This is a genomic window from Olsenella sp. An293 (assembly GCF_002159495.1).
Lineage (GTDB): Bacteria > Actinomycetota > Coriobacteriia > Coriobacteriales > Atopobiaceae > Thermophilibacter.
On record NZ_NFIT01000017.1, the window covers coordinates 19,124 to 37,397 of the forward strand.

General features: G+C 66.9%; 17 protein-coding genes. 8 read left to right on the forward strand and 9 right to left on the reverse strand.

Translation table 11 applies throughout. The features are described 5' to 3' along the window. The first annotated feature begins 324 nt into the window (after positions 1 to 324). Entirely contained in the window at positions 325 to 513 is a 189-nt protein-coding gene (locus B5F85_RS09730) for a hypothetical protein (protein WP_087316756.1), read from the forward strand. Then, positions 494 to 976 carry a GNAT family N-acetyltransferase gene (locus tag B5F85_RS09735; RefSeq protein WP_087316758.1) on the forward strand — a complete coding sequence of 161 codons (483 nt, stop codon included), beginning with the start codon at positions 494 to 496 and terminating at the stop codon, positions 974 to 976. Before B5F85_RS09730 ends, B5F85_RS09735 begins: the two co-directional genes overlap by 20 nt. A 126-nt stretch (positions 977 to 1,102) precedes the next feature. Here B5F85_RS09735 and B5F85_RS09740 read toward each other — a convergent pair whose 3' ends face one another. After that, complete coding sequence (locus B5F85_RS09740; protein ID WP_087316760.1) at positions 1,103 to 1,378, reverse strand: hypothetical protein; 276 nt, start codon at positions 1,376 to 1,378, stop codon at positions 1,103 to 1,105. 180 nt (positions 1,379 to 1,558) lie between these two features. On the opposite strand from B5F85_RS09740, the gene B5F85_RS09745 reads away from it, so the two are divergent. Beyond that, positions 1,559 to 2,221: a helix-turn-helix transcriptional regulator gene (locus B5F85_RS09745; RefSeq protein ID WP_087316762.1), complete on the forward strand. Its 663-nt coding sequence runs from the start codon at positions 1,559 to 1,561 to the stop codon at positions 2,219 to 2,221. A 209-nt stretch (positions 2,222 to 2,430) separates the two neighbouring features. On the opposite strand, the gene B5F85_RS09750 is transcribed toward B5F85_RS09745, so the two are convergent. The 5 genes from B5F85_RS09750 to B5F85_RS09770 all read right to left on the reverse strand — a co-directional run bounded on the left by B5F85_RS09750 (position 2,431) and on the right by B5F85_RS09770 (position 6,826). Further along, positions 2,431 to 3,468 (reverse strand): HAMP domain-containing sensor histidine kinase, encoded by a 1,038-nt coding sequence (locus tag B5F85_RS09750; protein WP_239386864.1) that lies wholly within the window; start codon positions 3,466 to 3,468, stop codon positions 2,431 to 2,433. Next, positions 3,465 to 4,286: a hypothetical protein gene (locus B5F85_RS09755; RefSeq protein WP_087316766.1), complete on the reverse strand. Its 822-nt coding sequence runs from the start codon at positions 4,284 to 4,286 to the stop codon at positions 3,465 to 3,467. The genes B5F85_RS09750 and B5F85_RS09755 overlap by 4 nt, the downstream gene beginning before the upstream one ends. Continuing rightward, positions 4,283 to 5,083 (reverse strand): hypothetical protein, encoded by an 801-nt coding sequence (locus tag B5F85_RS09760; protein ID WP_087316768.1) that lies wholly within the window; start codon positions 5,081 to 5,083, stop codon positions 4,283 to 4,285. The genes B5F85_RS09755 and B5F85_RS09760 overlap by 4 nt, the downstream gene beginning before the upstream one ends. Continuing rightward, positions 5,080 to 6,015: an ABC transporter ATP-binding protein gene (locus tag B5F85_RS09765; RefSeq protein ID WP_087316770.1), complete on the reverse strand. Its 936-nt coding sequence runs from the start codon at positions 6,013 to 6,015 to the stop codon at positions 5,080 to 5,082. The genes B5F85_RS09760 and B5F85_RS09765 overlap by 4 nt, the downstream gene beginning before the upstream one ends. 100 nt (positions 6,016 to 6,115) lie before the next feature. Continuing rightward, positions 6,116 to 6,826 carry a response regulator transcription factor gene (locus tag B5F85_RS09770; RefSeq protein WP_087316772.1) on the reverse strand — a complete coding sequence of 237 codons (711 nt, stop codon included), beginning with the start codon at positions 6,824 to 6,826 and terminating at the stop codon, positions 6,116 to 6,118. A gap of 283 nt (positions 6,827 to 7,109) precedes the next feature. Between B5F85_RS09770 and B5F85_RS09775 the strand changes: the two genes are divergently transcribed. The 5 genes from B5F85_RS09775 to B5F85_RS09795 all read left to right on the forward strand — a co-directional run bounded on the left by B5F85_RS09775 (position 7,110) and on the right by B5F85_RS09795 (position 12,310). After that, positions 7,110 to 8,252 carry an extracellular solute-binding protein gene (locus B5F85_RS09775; RefSeq protein ID WP_204204755.1) on the forward strand — a complete coding sequence of 381 codons (1,143 nt, stop codon included), beginning with the start codon at positions 7,110 to 7,112 and terminating at the stop codon, positions 8,250 to 8,252. Positions 8,253 to 8,410: 158 nt separating this feature from the next. Continuing rightward, the gene (locus B5F85_RS09780) at positions 8,411 to 9,361 is read left to right on the forward strand and encodes an ABC transporter permease subunit (RefSeq protein ID WP_087316774.1); all 951 of its coding nucleotides are present in this window, start codon (positions 8,411 to 8,413) and stop codon (positions 9,359 to 9,361) included. Further along, positions 9,358 to 10,182, forward strand: a complete 825-nt coding sequence (locus B5F85_RS09785) for an ABC transporter permease subunit (protein ID WP_087316777.1) — start codon at positions 9,358 to 9,360, stop codon at positions 10,180 to 10,182. Before B5F85_RS09780 ends, B5F85_RS09785 begins: the two co-directional genes overlap by 4 nt. 12 nt (positions 10,183 to 10,194) lie before the next feature. Then, entirely contained in the window at positions 10,195 to 11,241 is a 1,047-nt protein-coding gene (locus B5F85_RS09790; protein ID WP_087316779.1) for an ABC transporter ATP-binding protein, read from the forward strand. Between the two features lie 82 nt (positions 11,242 to 11,323). Beyond that, positions 11,324 to 12,310: a histidinol-phosphatase gene (locus tag B5F85_RS09795; RefSeq protein WP_087316781.1), complete on the forward strand. Its 987-nt coding sequence runs from the start codon at positions 11,324 to 11,326 to the stop codon at positions 12,308 to 12,310. A gap of 60 nt (positions 12,311 to 12,370) precedes the next feature. Here B5F85_RS09795 and B5F85_RS09800 read toward each other — a convergent pair whose 3' ends face one another. The 3 genes from B5F85_RS09800 to carA form a co-directional block, all read right to left on the reverse strand. Continuing rightward, on the reverse strand, positions 12,371 to 13,213 hold the full coding sequence (locus tag B5F85_RS09800) for a PHP domain-containing protein (RefSeq protein ID WP_239386866.1): 843 nt from the start codon (positions 13,211 to 13,213) through the stop codon (positions 12,371 to 12,373). Positions 13,214 to 13,417: 204 nt separating this feature from the next. Then, the gene (gene carB, locus B5F85_RS09805) at positions 13,418 to 16,636 is read right to left on the reverse strand and encodes a carbamoyl-phosphate synthase large subunit (protein WP_087316783.1); all 3,219 of its coding nucleotides are present in this window, start codon (positions 16,634 to 16,636) and stop codon (positions 13,418 to 13,420) included. Beyond that, positions 16,637 to 17,905 carry a glutamine-hydrolyzing carbamoyl-phosphate synthase small subunit gene (gene carA / locus B5F85_RS09810; RefSeq protein WP_239386868.1) on the reverse strand — a complete coding sequence of 423 codons (1,269 nt, stop codon included), beginning with the start codon at positions 17,903 to 17,905 and terminating at the stop codon, positions 16,637 to 16,639. It lies immediately after the preceding gene. Between the last annotated feature and the right edge of the window lie 369 nt (positions 17,906 to 18,274).

Below are 18,274 nucleotides of genomic sequence, written 5' to 3' on the forward strand. Positions count from 1 at the left end.
TGTCCGTCTCTTCGTCTCTGGGATGCGGCCGCCATCCCGTCGCCTATCACACACGCCCGCACGCGAAACGTGACAGCCCAAACGAATCCTAGGGTGAGTCTCACGGCTCCATTTCCGCTATCGGCAAACTAGTCGTCGAAGAAGTCAACAGAATCTCGTGGTTATTCCGCCGATAACGAAGGATAGCCATGGAGTTGCCCTCAGTTGCAAAGGACTCACGACTTGGGACGTCATCGCCAACGTTCAACAACGTACGGGCCCCAGAGCATCCAATCTTAGTCGGCAAAATGCGCGATAATCCCCTCGGATAACTAAGGAGGCGCCATGGACATCCCGCGCAGGCCATACCTCAGGTTCAACGAGTTCGGTGGGACGTCGCTCTGGTTCACGGGCGTCCCCGACCCTCCCTGCGACGTCCCGGACATCGAGGAAAAGGTCGAGGAGGCAACCGAGGAGATTCGACGGCTTGAGAGGCGGATGCAGGAGAGGCACGATGACGCCGAGCGTGCTTGACATAGATCATGACCTGCGGCTCGTTCGACTGGACGCGCCGCCCGCCGAGGCGCTGTCGTGGTACCAGGACCCCGAGACGCTCTGGATGGTCGACGGTAAGCGCGAGCCCTACACGCCGGAGCGGCTCGCGCGGATGTACGACTGGCTCTCGGGGCGCGGCGAGCTCAGGTTCATCGAGGTGCGCGACGAGGGCGCGGAGAGCGGCTGGCGTCCGGTCGGCGACGTCACGCTCTGCCCGGAAGACCTTCCCATCGTCATTGGCGAGAAGGACCAGCGGGCGCGACACGTCGGGCGGCGCGTGATCGAGGCCCTCTGCGAGAGGGCGCGCGGCCTCGGCTGGCGCGAGGTCCTCGTTGGCGAGATCTACGACTGGAACGTCGCGTCCCAGCGGTGCTTCTCGGCCGCCGGCTTTGAGCCCTACGAGCGCACCGACCGCGGCGCCCGTTGGCGGCGGGAACTGTAGTCAATGACGTAAGACGGCGAGGGGCCGCAAACGCTTGCGCTAGCGGCCCCGAACCCAAAGACGACGCTGCCTGGGCTTCCCCACGTAGGTCTCCGTCGAGCTCCTTGTACCCTACCGAGGCGCGCGTCAATCAGAGGACCGACGACAATAGCGCACCACTGCCACGGCCGAGAAGAGCGTCGCCCAGACCATGAGGAATGCCGCGCCAAAGAACCAGCCATTGACCGTGTCCAAAATCGACGAATCGTCGACGACTGTGTTGCCCCACAGCACCGACGTAAGACACAGCGCAAGGAAGAAGTAGCCCGTCGCAACCAGCCCCAGCGTGCGGGCGCCAGGCCTGACGGTCGCGGCAGCCACAGGCAGCACGAGCACGGGGAGTCCAAGAGCAAAGGGAAGCATGGGCACTCCTTTCGGTCTGGGAACACTATAGCCCGCTGCCGCGGCCGGCCGCGCGAAAGAATTGCCGAGAAGAGCATCATCCCAGCTCGCGACCATAGCAAAACCCTTTGCCATGCCTCTCGCCGCTGCTCGGGCACCCCTGGGCGGACGGGCGGGTACACTTGCCTCAAGGGAGGCACCATGGACGAGCAGACCACCGAGAGGGCAACCGACCAAGCGACCGCGCAGCGAATCATCGGCGCGCGCATCCGCGAGTTCCGCGAGGCCGCGGGGCTCTCCCAGGCCGAGCTCGCGCGGCGCGTCTACGTCTCGCGGCAGACGGTCGGAAACTGGGAGGCGGGTCGCACTCTGGCGGACGTGCAGAGCCTCGTCCTTCTCGGCCAGGTCTTTGGGACGACGGTCGACGCAATCATAGGCGAGAAGGGCGCGCGGGCCGTGCGGTCGACCGCCAACGAGCGCCACGAGCTCCTGCGACTGCTCGCCCACTGCGCAACGCTGCTCGTCGTCTGCATCGTCCTCGTCTTCGTGCGCTACCTGCTCTCGCCTCTGCGAAACACGAACCCGACGATCGAGCCGCTGCGCGACCTCATGTTTCTGGTCATAATCGCCTGCGAGGCCATCCTCGCGCTCCGCGCCGTCCCTCGCCTCCGCGCGTTCATGCGCGAGCACGACCTTGCGGGCGCCGTCGCTGCGACGGCGTTTCTCGAGGGGCGCAACCCGGCGGAGGAGGTTCCGCATGACTTCCTGTTTCGCTGGTTCATCCCCTACTGGAAGGTCTGGCTGGTCGCGATCGTGGCCGTTGCCCTGGTTGCCGTCGCGCTCTATGTGGGAGAGCTTCCGTAGGGCCGACGTGAGATACTGGCATCGTCGCCGTTGCCGTCCGAGGGTGTGTACACCTCCCTTTGAGGGTATGTACGCCCCGCCATCGAGTGCGGGCAGCAAACCTGCAGGTCAGAGGGTTGCCGAGAAGAACACGAACTCGGGGAAGTGTACATACCCTAAGAGCTGGGTGTACATACCCTCGAAAGGGCGTCAGGTCAGGCGCCCCTCTGTTAATTGGGGACTGTCCCCAACGTGCAGGTGAGGGTGGAGGCGGAGAGGCGGGCGGTGAGGGTCATGCCCTGGGCCTCGGCGAGCTTGGCGGCAACGGAGAGGCCCAGGCCCGAGCCCGCCGTCGAGCGCGAGGCGTCGGCCTGGTAGAAGCGCTCAAAGAGGCGGTCGACGTCGATGGCCGAGGGGTCGGCCACGGGGTTGGAGAACTCCACGACCACGCCGCTCTTCTCGCCGTCCTTCTCGCCCGCTGGTCGAACGCGCACCGCAAGCGGACCCGAGCCGTGCCGCAGCGCGTTCACCACGAGGTTCTCGACGATGCGAGCAAGCGCCTCCCGATCCGCCGTGACCTCGATCGTCGAGTCCTCCATATCGAGCGCAGGCTCCCAACCGCGCGCCTCGAACTCCGGGTAATGGCCGAGAAGCACCTGCTCCAGCACCGGTCGTAAGGCAACCGTCCCCAGCTCAAGCGGGGTATCCGGGTCCGCCGCACGGGCGTACGAGAAGAGCTCGTCCAAAAGCCCGGACATTGCAGCCAGACGCGCGTCCGCAGCCGCGAGCTGCTTGTCCTTGCGCGCCGGGTCCGACTCCTCGCGGGCCAGCTGCAGGTAGCCGCGGGCGCCGGTGAGCGGCGTGCGCACGTCGTGGGAGAGCGCGGAGAGTCCGCGCGAGAACTCGTCGGCCGCGCGCAGGGCCGCCACGCGCTCCGCGTCCGCGGCGTCGATCTCAGAGTTAACGGCATCGACCATGCCGACCATGCCCGGCAGGCGGCTGCCGCAGGTGAGCCGCGCGTTGCTCAGGCGCTCGCGGCGCGCCAGGAAGCGGGCCTGGCGCCCGAGCTCGGTCGCATAGCACACACAGACGAAGAACGCCCCGAGTCCCAGGCCCACGAGCAGCAGCGCCGCGACCACGATTCCCTCGACCATCCGAAACCTCTCGACGACACCGACCCACGACCCCATGGTAGAGCTTGCGAGCAACCACTCCGCGACCGACCGAAGCCAGCGGTAGAGCGGCTCGAGGAACGCGCTGGACATCATGCGACGTCGCGCCTCGAGCCCACGAGGGTTCCGAGCGCGCCGCACGCCGCGCAGAGAGGCGCGCAGACGATGAGCGCGCGGACGGCGGGCGCGAACCCCGTGACGTCGACGGCGAGCATGTCCGCGGCGCCGTTGCCAACTGCGGCCGTGGTGACGTAGGGCATCCAGGCGAAGGCCGCCTCGAGCGCGGGCTCCCAACCCAGACCAAACATGTTGCTCACGAGCAGGAGAAAGGCGAAGAATCCCTGTTCCACGGCCGCGGAGAGGAGCAGGAACGCGACTATCACGGCAATCGCCTTGACGCGCGTGAGCTGCCCCACGAGCAGCACGACGAGCGCGTAGGCGCACGCGTGGAGCCAGCCCTCCCCCGCCCACGCCACGACCTGCCAGAGCGGCTCGACGTTTTCCACGGGGCGCATGGTCACGATGACGCCGACGCCGCTGAACGCAAGGTAGGCAAGCAGGATGACGCCCGTGACGATGACCACGAGCAGGTACTTCTCGGTAAAGTAGGCGCCGCGCCCGCGCAGGGACGAGAGAAGCGTGCGGTCAAAGCCTGCGTCGGAGTCCACGCAGGAGAGGTGCGCCGCCACGAACACGGCGACCATCTGGACGAGCGTGATGCTCGCGCCGCGACCGGCGAGGCGAAGCGCCCCGGACCTGCCGGTGAGGCCGTCGTAGACGACACCGGACTCGAGCGGCCACCAGATCGTGAAGACGGCGCTACCCAGGGTAGCAAGCGCGACGAGCGCGAGCACGGCCCATGGCCAGCGAGCACGCAGCGTGCGGTAGAGATCCGAGCGAAGCAGGGCCATCATGCGACATCCCTCCTCGAGGCGAGCAGCGCGTCGGCAGCGACGGCGGCCACGGCGACCGGCGGACAGACGACGAGCGCGCGGAGAGCGGGCGCCAGCTGGACGGCGTTCTCTGCGGAGAGCATCGTTTGCGCCCCGGCACCGACCGCAGACGCGATCTCCGCGGGCAGCCACGGGCCCACGGCGGCCGTCACCGTGAGGAACTCGCCGCCGAGAAGCGCTTGCAGGAAGTCGATCCCGATGAGCAGGCCGCCCTCGAGCAGCCCGCCTGCGCTGAGCACGGCAAACACCGTGGTCACGCTCTCGTTGCGCGTGATGTGGGCAACGAGCACCGTGAGCGCGACGTAGGGCGCGGCACAGAGCCACGAGCAGCCGAGCCAGGCCGCCACCTGCCACGCGGGCTCGGGACTCGCCACCGGCACCCCGGAGACCAGCAGGCCGAGAAGCCCCACTACGAACGTGAACGCGATAAGGGCCGCGGCGAGCAGCAGCGAGAAGACGCACTTCTCGGCAAACCAGACCATGCGGGCACGCTCGCCGAGGGACGAGAGGACCGAGCGGGCGAACCCGATGTCAGTCCGGTCGCAGCATACGATGGACGCCATGGCCGCAGCGAGGATCTGGACGCCCGTCATGGGGAGCGCCGAGCCGGTGAGGTCGTCGTAGAAGACGGGTCCCATGCTGGTCCAGCGCATCACGAGGGCCGGCGCAAGCAGGAGAAACGCAACGATGCCGGCGGTGGCCCAGATCCAACGGGAATGAAGGACGCGATAGGCGTCCGAGCGGAGCAGAGCGATCATCGGGCGCCACCGTCCCTCTCGCCGTCTGCGCCGCCCATGAGCTCGACGAAGTACTCCTCGATGTCGCGCTCCTGCTGGGCGAGCTCGCGGACCTCGATGCCTGCCGAGAAGCACGCGGAGCTGACCTCGTCGAGCGAGGCGCCGGTCACCACGAGCGCGCCGTCGGGCTCCGCGCGGAAGGTCGCCTGCGGGAGTGCCTGCTCAAGCAGGGCCAGGCCGCGCTCCGGCGCCGCCAGGCGCACGCGCACCGAGCTGCCGCAGCGCTCGTGGAGCTCCTCGTCGGTGAACTCGGCCGTGAGGTGACCGTCCGCGATGACGCCGAAGCGCGTGGCCACGCGGTCGAGCTGGTCGAGCACGTGGGAGGAGATCATGATCGTGACGCCGTGCTCGTGGTTGAGGCGCACGAGCGCGAGGCGCATGGCGCGCGTGGCCTCGGGGTCGAGTCCGTTGAAGGGCTCGTCAAGGAGCAGGAGGTCGGGACAGCCGACGAGCGCGAGCGCGAGTCCCAGGCGCTGCTTCATGCCGAGCGAGTAGGACTTCACGCGGCGGCGGTCCGTCGGGTCCAGGCCCACGAGGGCGAGCAGGTCGTCCGCAACGTCGCCAGCGTGCGTCATGCCGAGCGCGAGCGCCTTGGCGACGAGGTTGTCGCGCGCGGTGAGGCTGGCGAGCACGCCGGGGCTCTCGATGAGGGCGCCGATGCGCGAGAAGCCCTGCGGCGTGGCGCCGCCGCGCCCCGGGTCGCCGAAGAGGACGACCTCGCCCGCCGTGGGACGCGCGAGACCCGCGACCATCTTCATCGTGGTCGACTTGCCGGAGCCGTTCTTGCCCACGAAGCCGTAGATGTCGCCGGAGGCGACGGTCATGTCCAGGTTGTCAACGGCCAGCTTGCGCCGATAGCGCTTGGTGAGGCCATGCGTCTCGATGACGTTCACGCGAGCTCCTTTCTAGAGGCTGCCTCCCAGTCTGGCAGGCAGACCTTTAGAAACCGTGAGCCAAATCTAAAGAAAGCTTGAGGGTGAGGCGAGAGCAGGCTCACGCGAGCTTGAAGCCCATGCCCCAGACGGTCTTGACGTACTCGTCCGTGCCGGTTGCGCGCAGCTTGGCTCGGATGTTGGAGACGTGCACGGCGACCGTGGAGTCGTCGCCGGCAAACGGCTCGCCCCACGCGAGCTCGAAGAGCTCCGCCTTGGAGAAGACGCGGTTGGGCCGGCGCACGAGCGCCTCGAGGATGTTGAACTCGATCTTGGTGAGCGCGACCTCCCCGCCCTTCTCGCCATCCTCGCCGGGGGCGACCGCGAGCGTGCGCGCCTCGGGGTCAAGCGTCCAGCGCTGATGCCGGAGAACATCGCCCGCAGGGGCCTCCGTCCCGCGATGGCGCAGCTGTACCTCCACACGCACCGCGAGCTCATCGAGGTCGAAGGGCTTGGTGAGATAGTCATCGGCACCCAGGCGCAGCAGGTCGATCCTGTCCGCGGCCTGCGTGCGCGCCGAGATCACGATGACGGGCGTCGCCGCGTCACGCTTGCGGATAAGCTCGACGAGCTCCTCACCCGTCGCGCCCGGCAGCATGAGGTCGCAGATGACGATGTCGTATGCCGCGTTCTTCTCGCCCGCGTCACCCAGCAGCAGGCGCGCCTCGGAGCCGGAGAACGCCTGCGTCACCACGTGGCCGTCGCGCGCGAGCCGCGTCGCCACCACGTCGTTGATCGCCGCGTCGTCCTCTATGACCAGCACCCGCGCCATGATTCTCCAAAGTGATGAAGTGACCGTCCCTTCGTATCATAGCGGCATGGACTCCCAGAATGATTCAAAAGGGGACTGTCCCCTTTGAATCATTTAAGCGTTCGGCAAGCCTGCGTAAGAAGCCGGCCCGGGCGCGTCAGGCGCCCGTAAGAGACGGTCAGCGCTGCGCAAGGACTCCCCAAACGCGAAAGATTCCACCGCAAGTGGACTCTAACGTAACTCACGGCTTGGCCGGCGGCACGAAGTCGCCGGCGCATGGGAAAGGGAATCGAAGGGAGCTCTTGTGAACAACATCAGCGCGCGCGGCGTCTCTCGCCGCTCCTTCCTCGGCATGCTCGGCATGGCCGGCTTCGCCTGCGCAGCGGGCCTGGGCCTCACCGGCTGCGAGGACAGCGCCGCCCCCGCGGCCGAGGCCGTGGACTACAACTCCATGTCGCTGGACGACATCATCACGCAGGCCCAGCAGGAGGGTCAGATCAACTCCGTGGGCATGCCGGACACCTGGGCCAACTGGGTCGGCACCTGGGACGACATCGAGGAGAAGTACGGCATCACGCAGGCCGACCAGGACATGTCCTCCGCCGAGGAGATCGCCATGTTCAAGCAGGAGGGCACCGACGGCACCAAGGACATCGGCGACGTGGGCCAGCAGTGGGGCCCCACGGCCGAGGCCGAGGGCGTGACCCTCAAGTACAAGACCAGCTACTGGGACGAGATTCCCGACTGGGCCAAGGACGACGACGGCGACTGGGTCGTAGGCTACTACGGCACGATGTCGATCATCTCCAACGACGACCAGGTGCCCAACCCGCCGACGACGCTCGCCGAGCTCGCTGACGGCGACTACAAGGTCTCCATCGGCGACATCACGGCCGCCGCGGCCGCGCAGCACGCGGTGCTCGCCATCGCCGTCGCCCTGGGCGGCGGCCTTGACAACATGCAGCCCGCCTACGACTTCATCACCAAGATCGCCGAGGCCGGCCGCCTGGACGTCTCCGACGTCTCCGTCGCCCGCCTGGAGTCCGGCGAGGTGGCCGTGGGCCTCAACTGGGACTACAACTCCCTCAACTACCGCGCGCAGATCGTCGAGAACAACCCCGACGCCAAGTTCACGGTGAGCATCCCCACCGACGGCTCCGTGCAGTCCGGCTACGCCACCATCATCAACGTCAACGCGCCGCACCCCGCCGCCGCCTGCCTCGCCCGCGAGTACATCCTCTCCGACGAGGGCCAGATCAACCTCGCCCGCGGCTACGCCACGCCCATCCGCAGCTCCGTCGAGCTCCCGGAGGACGTCAAGGCGCTGCGCCTGCCGGACGAGCAGTACGGCGACCAGGTCCAGTCCATCGACTACGAGAAGTGGACCGACGTCACCAACGAGCTCGTGACCTGGTACCAGGAGAACATCATCCCCATCCTGGGCTAGTCGCGCAAACTCACGCCAGCCGCCGTCTTCGGCGCAACCGGGCGGCCTTCGGGTCGCCCTCTTCTTGGGGCGCGCCGTTCTTCTCGCCAAGGAGAAGACCTGCCGAGAAGAACGGGCGCCCACGACCCGACAACGTACAGAACATCAAAGGAGGTACCATGGCAGAGATCTCGCAGACTTCCGCGACGCTCTCCGCAGACGCCGCCGTCCCCGCCGCCCGGGTTACCGGGAGCGCGGCAGAGGCGAGCAGGCGTCCGCAGAAGACCCGCCGCTGGGTCGGCTACGTCGCCTTTCTTCCCTTCCTGCTCGTGATCGTTGGCTACGAGCTGCTGCCGCTCGCGCAGCTCGTGCTCGACAGCCTCATTGGCAAGGAGTCCGGCGCCTTTGGCCTGGAGAACTTCGTCAAGGTCTTCACCACCCCGCTCTACCAGCAGTCCATCATCAACAGCGTCTGGATCAGCCTCGTCTCGGCCGTCGTGGGCATCGTCGTGTCGTTCCTCGCCGCGCGCTTTGCCTACGAGTCGAGCGAGCGCGTGCGCAACGCCTTCACGATGGTCCTCAACATGATGTCCAACTTCTCGGGCGTGCCCCTGGCGTTTGCCTTCATGATCCTCATGGGCAACTCCGGCGTCCTCACCATCCTGGGCCAGCAGTGGAACATCCCCTTCCTCGCCGACTTTGACCTCTACACCGGCGAGGGCCTGCTCGTGCTCTACATCTACTTCCAGATCCCGCTGGCCACGCTGCTGCTCCTGCCGGCCTTCAGCGGCATAAAGAAGTCCTGGCGCGAGGCGGCGATCATCCTCCAGGCCACGCCGCTGGACTACTGGTTCAGGATCGTGATTCCCAACCTTATGCCGTCGATCCTGGGCACGCTCTCGGTGCTCTTCTCCAACGCCCTCGCGGCGTACGCGACCGCCTTCGCCATCGTCATGAACAACTACGCGCTGCTCCCGCTGCAGATAACGTCCAAGTTCAAGGGCGACGTGCAGATCGACGCGGCCACCGGCGGCGCGCTCGCCGTGGTGCTCATCATCCTGATGGTCGTCTGCACGGTCATCAACAACTACTTCACCAAGCGCGCGTCAAAGGGGCGTGAGATCATATGAGTTCCAAGACCAAGGCCGTCAAGGCTGCCGCCCCCGGCAAGAAGACGCCGCTGGCCGCCAAGATCTTCCTGGGCATCGTTGGCCTGTACCTGCTGATTCCGTTTCTCACCACGCTCATCTACTCCCTCTTTGTCGAGTGGACCGATGTGCTTCCCTCCGGCTTCACGCTGCGCAACTACGCCGAGCTCTTCACCAACTCGACGTTCTGGTTCTCCATCGGGCGCACGCTCGTCCTGTGCCTGGTGAGCGTGGCCATCACCATCGTCCTTCTCCTCCTGGCCATGTACGTCGTGGTGGCCGTCAACCGCAGGCTGGGCCGCTTCATGCAGTTTGTCTGCATGATCCCGTACGCGCTGCAGGGCGTCATCCTCTCCATCGGCATCATCTCGCTCTACACCGGCACCGGCACGATCCTCTCCAACCGCATGTTCATGCTCTTTGGCGCCTACACGATCCTCGTGCTTCCCTACATCTACCAGGGCATCCGCAACGCGCTCAACGCCATCGACGCCAACATGCTCATCCAGGCCGCCGAGATGCTCGGCTGCGGCCGCTTCCGCGCCTACGTGCAGGTAGTGCTCCCCAACATCGTGTCGGGCATCCTGGTCTCTAGCCTTCTCGCCGAGAGCATCGTCTTTGGCGACTTTGTCCTCGCCAACAACATCGCCGGCACCAACTACCAGAACATCCAGGTGTTCCTGCAGGCCAACATGGCCCGCTCGAGCGGACTCTCCAGCGCCATCGTCGTCATCATCTTCCTGGTGGTGGCAGCGGTGACCGCAGTGGTCCTCAAACTCCAGCACACTTCCCAGAAGCAGTAAGGAGAAGCCCAGATGGCTTACATCGAATTCAAGGACGTCGTCAAGCGCTTTGGCGACAACACCGTCCTCGACCACATCAGCTTTGGCATCCAGCAGGGCGACCTCGTGACCCTGCTCGGCCCCTCCGGCTGCGGCAAGTCCACGCTGCTGCGCTGCCTCTCCGGACTCGAGACCGTCACCGAGGGCAAGATCGTCCTCGACGGCCGCGACGTCACCAACGTGCCCGCCAGCAAGCGCAACATCGGCATGGTCTTCCAGCAGTACAGCCTCTTCCCCAACATGACCGTCGAGCAGAACGTCGCCTTTGGCCTCAAGATGAAGAAGGTCGACCCCGCCACGATTGAGAAGAAGGTCGCTGACGCCATCGCCATGGTCGAGCTCTCCGGCAAGGAGAAGGCCTACCCCGCCAACCTCTCCGGTGGCCAGCAGCAGCGCGCTGCCCTCGCCCGCTCCATCGTGACCGAGCCCTCCGTGCTGCTGCTCGACGAGCCGCTCTCCGCCATCGACGCCAAGCTCCGCAAGGCCCTGCAGTCCCGCATCCGCGAGATCCACCAGGAGCTCGGCCTCACCACGATCTTCGTCACGCACGACCAGGACGAGGCCATGGTGATGTCCGACGTCATCCAGCTCTTCCACTCCGGTCGCATCGAGCAGGCAGGCAGCCCCGTCGAGGTCTACACCAGCCCCGTTTCCGAGTTCGCCGCGAGCTTCATCGGAAGCTACAACCAGCTCTCCGCGAGCGACTTCACCGCGCTCACGGGCGTTACGGTGCCGGCGGGCAACGTGGTGGCCATCAGGCCGGAGACCATCGGCATCAGCCGCGAGAGGCCGGACGAGAAGGACGCCCACCTCGTCGACGGCACCGTGGTTGACTCCACACCGCGCGGCAACGTCCTGCGCTACACCGTGAGGCTCGAGGGCGGGACCACCGTCTTCGTTGACGTTCTCTTCCGCAGCTTCCACATGTTCGACCGCGGGAACAAGGTCTACCTCTCCCTCCCGGAGCGCGACTGCCTCGTCATCCCGGTCGACGCCGCGAGCGCCCGCCCTGCCGCGTAGCGGCAGAGGCCTCGAGCCCCTTCCTCCCACGCCCGGCCCGTGCCCTCCCCGTGCGGGTCGGGCACGCACGATTGGAGACGACATGCCCTTCCATGACCAGACGTGCCTTCCGGAGGACCTCCCCCGCTTCAAGGGGAACCTCCACAGCCACACTACCAACTCCGACGGCCACCTCACGCCGGCGGAGTCCGTCGCAGCCTTCCGAGCACGCGGCTACGACTTCCTCTGCCTCTCCGAGCACGACCTCTACACGGACCTCTCGGGGCAGTTCGACGACGAGGGATTCGTGATTCTCCCCGGGCTCGAGGCCTCGGCGTACCTGTACGCGGACGAGTCCGAGGCGCTGCGGCTCAAGTGCCATCACATGCACGGCATCCTCGGCACGAGCGAGATGGTCGCCTCCGCAAAGAAGCGCTTCTCGCACATGGAGCGGCTGGAGCCCCTGCGCTTCCACGGCTCCTGGGACGGGGAGGCAGTCGCGACGCAGCTCGCCTGCGCACTTGAGGAGCGCGGCTGCATCGTGACCTACAACCACCCCATCTGGAGCCGCGTGGAGCCCGACGAGTTCTGCGGCGCCGAGGGGTACTTCGCGCTCGAGATCTTCAACTACGACACCGTCAACGAGTCAGGCACGGGGTACGACACCACCTACTGGGACCTCATGCTGCGACGCGGCAAGCGCGTATGGGGCTTTGCCTCGGACGACAACCACAACGAGGGGATCTTCGACGACTCCTTTGGCGGGTGGGTGGTCGCGAGCGCGCCCGCACTCACGAGAGACGCCCTGGTGAGGTCGCTCCTGGCGGGGACCTTCTACTCGAGTTCCGGGCCCGACATCATCAACTGGGGCGTGCGCGACGGCCGCGTCTGGGTGGACTGCAGCCCCTGTGAGCGCGTCAGCCTTGTCGCGGGCGGCCCGGTCAACGCAGGGGCAACCGTAATAGCGCCCGAGGGCGAGCCGCTCACGCACGCCGAGTTCCCGCTCGCCGGAAACGAGACCTACCTGCGCCTGGAGTGCACGGACGAGCGCGGCCGCACCGCGTGGTCCAACCCCATCTTCACAGACTAGCTGTTCAGCCACGTGCAATGGGGCCGTGCAAAAATGCCTGCCCCCTTTGCACGGTCACCCTTACTGTAGCGGCAGGGACTCCCAGGAGCCGTCTGCGCGCGGGACCTCTATCGCACGATAGCCCACGTCCCAGGCATGAGCGTAGGCCTCGCGGATTCCGTCGCACATGTCGCCGGGAACGTGCGCGTCCGACCCAACCGTGATGGGCACGCCGGCACGGCAGAAGCGCTCGAGCAGGCCACGAGCGGGATAGTAGTCCCCCACCCCCTTGCGCCAGCCGGCAGTGGAGAGCTCCACGCGCCGGCCGGTGTCGTGTGCGCAGCCGACCATCTCGTCCCAGAGCGGAGCGAGGTCGATTGTGGGGGCGAATCCAGCATTGACGAACCTCATGGCTAGATCCGGGTGAGCCATGGTGCCAAAGGGCAGCGGGCTCTCGCACGCGCGACACCAGGTCTGCGCATAGCGGCGCCAGACCTCGTCCGGACCCAGCTCGTGCCAGATGTGCTGGTCCGTGGGGTCATCGATCCACGCGCCGTCGTCCTGCTCGCCCAACCAGTGCACGCTGCCCAGAAGCACCTGCGCGCCAGCGGCCCAGCGACGGACGTTCTCCTCGCAGCCGGGATACCAGTCACACTCGAAACCGTAGATCATCTCCAGCTCGGGGTGAGCGTCGCGCGCGGCCTCCCACTCTGCCCGGTGGGCGGCGAGCTCGGCCTCCACCACCTGGACCTCCCCCGCAGGGTCCATCTCCGCAGGCAGCGTGAGATGATCGGTCGAGACCAGCACGGAACAGCCCGCCGCCACCGCGGCGCAAGCGTTCTCCTCGAAGGTCCCCACGCCATCCGAGAAGTACGTGTGGGTGTGCGTGTCGACAATCGAACCTGGGGCGAGGGGCATACTCATGGGGTCTCCTTCGGAGGCAGAAAATTAACGTACTTTGGTTTCCTGAAAATTCACGTTATCCCAGTTGGCGATTTCCCGCCTCAGTTTCAAAGTACGTTAATTATAGGCGGCGAGGCAGTAGGACACAAAAAAGGGGCCGCCGGGCGAAAAACCCGACGGCCCCGTCGCATCAAAGATGTGTGCTAATTGGGGACTGTCCCCAATTTACAGGTCCTGGAGGGCGTTGACGGAGAGCGGCCCCTCGCGCAGCGCCGCGATGGCCTGCACCAGCGCCACCGCGCCGGACATGGTCGTGGCCATGTCGATGCCGCGGCTCACGGCCTCGCTCCTCATCTTGGTTCCGTCACCGCGGGAGCTGTGGCCCTTGGGCGTGTTGATGAGGAAGGAGATCTTGCCGTCGGCCATGAGGTCGAGGACGTTGGGCGAGCCCTCGGAGATGGTCTTCACGACCTCGCACGGGATGCCCGCGGCGCGCAGCGTCTTGGCGGTGCCGCGCGTGGCCAGAAGGTCGTAGCCGAGGTTGCGCAGCGACAGCGCCACCGGAGCCACGGAGCGCTTGTCGCGGTCGCACACCGAGATGAAGACGCTGCCGGACTGCGGCACGTCGTACTCGATGGCCTCGCGCGTCTTGGCGTACGCCTTGGGGAAGGTGACGTCGAGACCCATGACCTCGCCGGTGGACTTCATCTCCGGCCCGAGCGTGACGTCGGCGCCCGGGAAGCGGCTCCACGGCATGACGGCCTCCTTGACCGCATAGAAGCCAAGGTCGCGACCCTCCTCCGGAAGGCCGAGGTCGGCGATCTTCTCGCCGCTCATGATGCGCGCGGCGCACTTGGCCAGCGGCACGCCGGTGGCCTTGGACGAGAAGGGCACGGTGCGCGACGCGCGCGGGTTGAGCTCGATCACGAAGACCTGCTCGTCGCGGACGGCATACTGCACGTTGAGGAGGCCCTGGATGTGGCAGGAGAGCGCCAGGCGACGCGTGGTCTCGCGGACCTTGGCCACGATCTTGTCGGAGAGCGAGAAGGGCGGGAAGCAGCAGGCGGAGTCGCCGGAGTGGATGCCGCACTCCTCGATGTGCTCGAGGACCGCGCCCACGTAGCACTGCTCGGTGTCGCAGAGGGCGTCGACGTCGAGCTCGATGGCGTCCTCGAGGAACGCGTCGAGGTAGACGGGGTGGTCCGGGGAGACCTTGGTGGCCTCCTCCATGTAGCTCACGAGGTCGTCGTCATCGTAGACGATGCCCATGCCGCGGCCGCCCAGGACGTAGCTCGGGCGGACGAGCAGCGGGTAGCCCACGCGGCGCGCCACGGCCTTGGCCTCGTCGACGGTCTCGGCCGTGCTCGAGGGCGGGTAGGCGATCTCGAGGCGGTCGAGCAGGCTCGCGAAGCGGTCGCGGTCCTCGGCGAGGTCGATGGCCTCGGGCTGGGTGCCCATGATCGGCACGCCGGCCGCCTTGAGCCGCTTGGCGAGGTTGATCGGGGTCTGGCCGCCGAGGGTGACGATCACGCCCACGGGCTTCTCGACCTCGATCACGTTCATGACGTCCTCGAAGGTGAGCGGCTCGAAGTAGAGGCGATCGGAGGTGTCGTAGTCCGTGGAGACGGTCTCCGGGTTGCAGTTGACCATGACGGTCTCGAAGCCCTTGGCCGCGAGCGCGTAGGCCGCGTGCACGCAGCAGTAGTCGAACTCGATGCCCTGGCCGATGCGGTTGGGGCCGGCGGAGAGGATGACCACGCGCGGCTTCTCCGCCTCGTGGAACTCGGTCACGCCGCCCTTCTCGTAGGTGAGGTAGTGGTAGCTCGTGCGGGCGGCGAACTCGCCGGCGCAGGTGTCGACGGTCTTGATGCACGGGCGCACGCCGAGGACCTCGCGCACGGCGCGGACGGTGTCCTCGCGCTGGCCGGTGAGGTGCGCGATCTGGGCATCGGAGAAGCCCAGCTGCTTGGCAGCCATCATGTGGTCGGCGTCCAGGCCCGCGATGCCGAGCTCGGAGATGACCTTCTCGGCGGAGACGATGTCCTTGATGCGGTTGAGGAACCAGTGGTCGATCTTGGTGAGGTCGAAGACGCGCTCGACGGTCCAGCCGCGGCGCAGCGCCTCGGCCACGTAGAGGATGCGGTCGGGCGTGGGCGTGCTCACGCGCTGCTCGAACTCCGCCTTGGAGAGGCCGGAGAAGTCGACGCTGCCGTCCGCGCCGAGGCCGGCGTGGCCCTGCTCGAGCGAGCGCATGGCCTTCTGCATGGCCTCCTCGAAGGTGGCGCCGATGGACATGACCTCGCCGACGGCCTTCATGCGCGTGGTGAGCGTGTCGTCGGTGCCCTTGAACTTCTCGAAGGCAAAGCGCGGGACCTTCACGACGCAGTAGTCGATCGAGGGCTCGAAGCAGGCCGGAGTCTCGCGCGTGATGTCGTTCTCGATCTCGTCGAGCGTGTAGCCCACGGAGAGCAGGGCCGCCATCTTGGCGATCGGGAAGCCGGTGGCCTTGGAGGCGAGCGCCGAGGAGCGCGAGACGCGCGGGTTCATCTCGATGACGATGACGCGGCCGTCGTCGGGGTTCACGGCAAACTGCACGTTGGAGCCGCCGCAGGCGACGCCGACGCGCTCGAGGATGGCGATGGAGTAGTCGCGCAGGCGCTGGAGCTCGAAGTCGTTCAAGGTCTGGCAGGGCGCCACGGTGATGGAGTCGCCGGTGTGCACTCCCATGGGGTCGAGGTTCTCGATGGAGCAGATGACGACGCCGTTGCCCGCGGAGTCGCGCATCACCTCCATCTCGATCTCCTTCCAGCCCTCGACGGACTGCTCCACGAGGACCTCGCTCTCGGGCGAGAGCGCGAGGCCCTGCTCGGCAATGCGCACGAGGTCATCGTGGTCGTAGGCCATGCCGCCGCCGGCGCCGCCCAGGGTGAAGGCCGGGCGCAGGACCACCGGGTAGCCGAGCTCCTCGGCGATCTTCTCGCACTCCTCGACGGTGTGCGCGATGCCGGACTTGGCGACCTCGAGGCCGATGTCGCGCATGGCGTTGGCAAAGAGCTCGCGGTCCTCGCCGGTCTCGATGGAGTCGACGTCGCAGCCGATGACCTCGACGCCGTACTTCTCGAGGATGCCGGCCTTGCCGAGGGCGACGGCGCAGTTGAGGCCCGTCTGGCCGCCCATGTTGGGAAGCAGCGCGTCCGGGCGCTCCTTCTCGATGACCTTGGTCACGGACTCGACGGTGATGGGCTCGATGTAGGTGCGGTCGGCGGTCTCCGGGTCGGTCATGATGGTGGCCGGGTTGGAGTTCACGAGCACGACCTCGTAGCCCTCGGAGCGCAGCGCCTTGCAGGCCTGGGTGCCGGAGTAGTCGAACTCGCAGGCCTGGCCGATGACGATGGGGCCGGAGCCGATGATCAGGATCTTCTTGATGTCGGTGCGCTTGGGCATCTAGAAGCGCCTCCCCTCGCGGACGTCGATGGCGAGGTAGTCGTCCTCGCCGCGCATGAGCTTGGCAAACGCCGAGAAAGCGTAGGTGGAGTCGTTGGGGCCGGGCTTGGCCTCGGGGTGGTACTGCATGGAGAAGGCCGGGATGTCGAGGAACTGGATGCCCTCGGGCGTGCCGTCGTTGAGGTTGACGTGCGTGAGGCGCACGCGCCCGTACTTCTCGGTCTGGACGACGGGCGCCACGTGGCGGCGGGACCAGAAGCGCAGGTCCTCGTCTGCCGGGTGCTCGCCCACGCCGTCGGAGAGCTCCGGCACGAGCGGCCCGAAGGTCGAGAAGACCGGGCCGTAGTTGTGGTTCTGGGCGGTGATCTCCACCTTGCCGGTGAGCAGGTTCATCACCGGCTCGTTGCCGCCGTGGTGGCCGTACGGCAGCTTCTCGATGGTGGCGCCGGCCGCCATGGAGATGACCTGGTTGCCGAGGCAGATGCCAAAGACGGGCAGCTTGCCGAGGCAGGCGCGCACGGCGTCGACCACGGGCGGTACGGAGACCGGGTCGCCGGGGCCGTTGGAGAAGAACACGCCGTCGGGGTTCATCTCGAGGACCTTCTCGGCGGGCGTGTCCCACGGCACGACGGTGACCTCGCAGCCGGCGGCGGAGAGGCGCTTGGCGATGCCCTTCTTCTCGCCGCAGTCGTAGGCGACGACGTGCAGGCGGGGCTGGCCGTCGGAGTCCTGGCCGGGAACCGTGAAGGGCTCGCGCGTGGAGACGTCCGCGACGTAGTTGTGCTCGGCGATGGCCGGGGCCGCCTTGACGCGAGCGATGAGGCTCTCAGGGTCGAGGTCGGTCGTGGAGATGGCCGCCTTCATGGCGCCGCCCTCGCGGATGGCCAGGGTCAGCGCGCGCGTGTCGACGTCCTCGATGGCCACGACGCCGCGCTGGACGAGGAAGTTGGGCAGGGACTCGACGCTCTGCCAGTTGCTCGGCGTGTAGCACATGTCGTGCACCACGAGGCCGGCCAGGTTGAGCGGGTCGCCCTGCATGTCCTTATCGTTGATGCCGTAGTTGCCGATCTGGGGATAGGTGAGCGTGACAATCTGGCCCGCGTAGGACGGGTCGGAGATGATCTCCTGGTAGCCCACCATCGAGGTGTTGAACACGATCTCGCCGAAGGCCTCTCCCTCGGCGCCCGCGGAGCGCCCGAAGAAGTGCATCCCGTTCTCGAGCGCGAGAAGCGCCCTCGGATGCCTGCCGTTGTCCACCAGTAGGTTCACAGCAACACCGCCCTTTCGTCGCGCGCCCAGAGGGGCCCTGCCCACAGCCACAAAAAACGGAGCGACCGCCGGCTGGCGGAGACTCCGAATAAGGCAGCTGCGATGAGGTTGTGGACGCCTTTTCGGTCTCTCGTACCGTCTTAAAGGTCGTGGAATAGCATAGCAGTTCGGGCGTTGGTTGTGGCGCGGCGCAACGCCTTCGCAAAAAACCCGGGCCAAGGGCGAGAAGGACATCGACGGAAAGCCGCCCCGGAGCCCAAGTGAACTGCGCCCCAGAACTTGGACGCGCTAAATCATAACCGCTAGGCGGCCTCCCGAAGGGCCTGCTCCCGGAACTCGACCGGGGTCAGGCCCTTCAGCTTGACCTGC